Source organism: Streptomyces sp. SID5910 (genome assembly GCF_009862125.1).
Lineage (GTDB): Bacteria > Actinomycetota > Actinomycetes > Streptomycetales > Streptomycetaceae > Streptomyces.
The window spans coordinates 1-1,301 of record NZ_WWHX01000178.1 but is presented as its reverse complement, the minus strand read 5'-3'; the positions used below and the strand labels follow the sequence as shown (position 1 = coordinate 1,301).

Here is a 1,301-nt window from a genome sequence, read left to right as displayed (position 1 = left end):
GGGGCGCCCCCGGGGACGACGGTGTCCCACGGGCCGGGCACGGGACGCGCCCTCACCCGGGGCTCCCGTGGCCGGGCCGGCGGGTGGCGAGCAGCAGGGCGATGTCGTCGGGGCGGTCGGTGGCGTGCCGCGCGGCCACGGTGAGCCGGTCGGCCACCGCCGCGAGCCCGCCGCCGGGCCGCGCCGCGGGGTCACCGGCCCTCGCCAGGGCCACCCGGAGCGCGGTGATGCCGTCGTCGATGTCGGTGCCGGGCCGCTCCACCAGGCCGTCGGTGTAGAGCGCGAGGACCGCGCCGGGATCGAGCCGGAACTCGGTCAGGGGGTAGCGGGCCCCCGGGTCCACGCCCAGCACCACCCCGCCGGGAAGGTCCAGGACCCGGGTGCGCCCGTCCGGGTGGCGCACGATCGGCGGCGGATGCCCGGCGCGGGCGGCGCAGGCGCGTCCCGTGGCCGGGTCCAGCCGGATGTAGCAGCAGCTCGCGAACAGGCCCGCGTCCAGATCGATCAGGAGGTGGTTGGTACCGCTCATCACCTCGTCGGGCGGCCGGTCACCGAGCGCGAAGGCCCGCGCCGCGCTGCGCAGTTGCCCCATCATGGCCGCCGCCTGCACCCCGTGCCCCTGGACGTCGCCGATGACCAGGGCCATGCCGCTGCCCGAGACGACGACGTCGTACCAGTCGCCGCCCACGTCCATGCCCTGGGTGCCGGGCAGATAGCGTCCGGCGGTCTCCAGCCGGGGGTGCGCCGGCAGGCGGCGGGGCAGCAGGGCCCGCTGGAGGCCCCGGGCGAGCGCGGTCTCGGACTCGTAGCGCCGGGCCTTCTCCATGGCGTGCGCGATCAGTCCCGCGAGGGCGGTGAGCACCGTGCGCTCCTCGGTGGCGAAGCCCCGGGAGCGGTCGAAGCCGAGGATGCAGGAGCCGACCGGGCGCCCGGAGGCGATCAGCGGCAGGAAGGCGCGGGCGCCCTCCGTGGCGTCCAGGGGGATGCCCGGGTAGGCGGCGGCCAGCGCCTGCATCGAGTCGAAGAAGAGCGGACGGCCGCTGGTGAGCGTCTCGACGCCGGGCAGCCGCGCGTCGAGACCGACACCCTCGAACGGGTCGAGGAAGCCGGGCGGGAAGCCCGTCTCCCAGGCGAGGTGCAGATGCCGGTCCTGGAGCAGGTAGATGGCGAGCCGCCGCCCGCCGAAGGCCGGCAGCAGCTCGCGCACGACCACGGCGGACACCTGGCGGGCGGTGACCGCCTCGGTCAGGGCCACGGCCAGCACGATCGGGCGGTACAGCGGCGCCGTCGAGGCGGCGGCC

At 77.1% G+C, this 1,301-nt stretch carries 1 protein-coding gene; it reads right to left on the bottom strand.

The features are described 5' to 3' along the window. Positions 1–52: 52 nt before the first annotated feature. Positions 53–1,301 (bottom strand): PP2C family protein-serine/threonine phosphatase (locus GTW67_RS06390; RefSeq protein WP_161163820.1); only part of this gene is annotated, 1,249 nt, incomplete at its 5' end.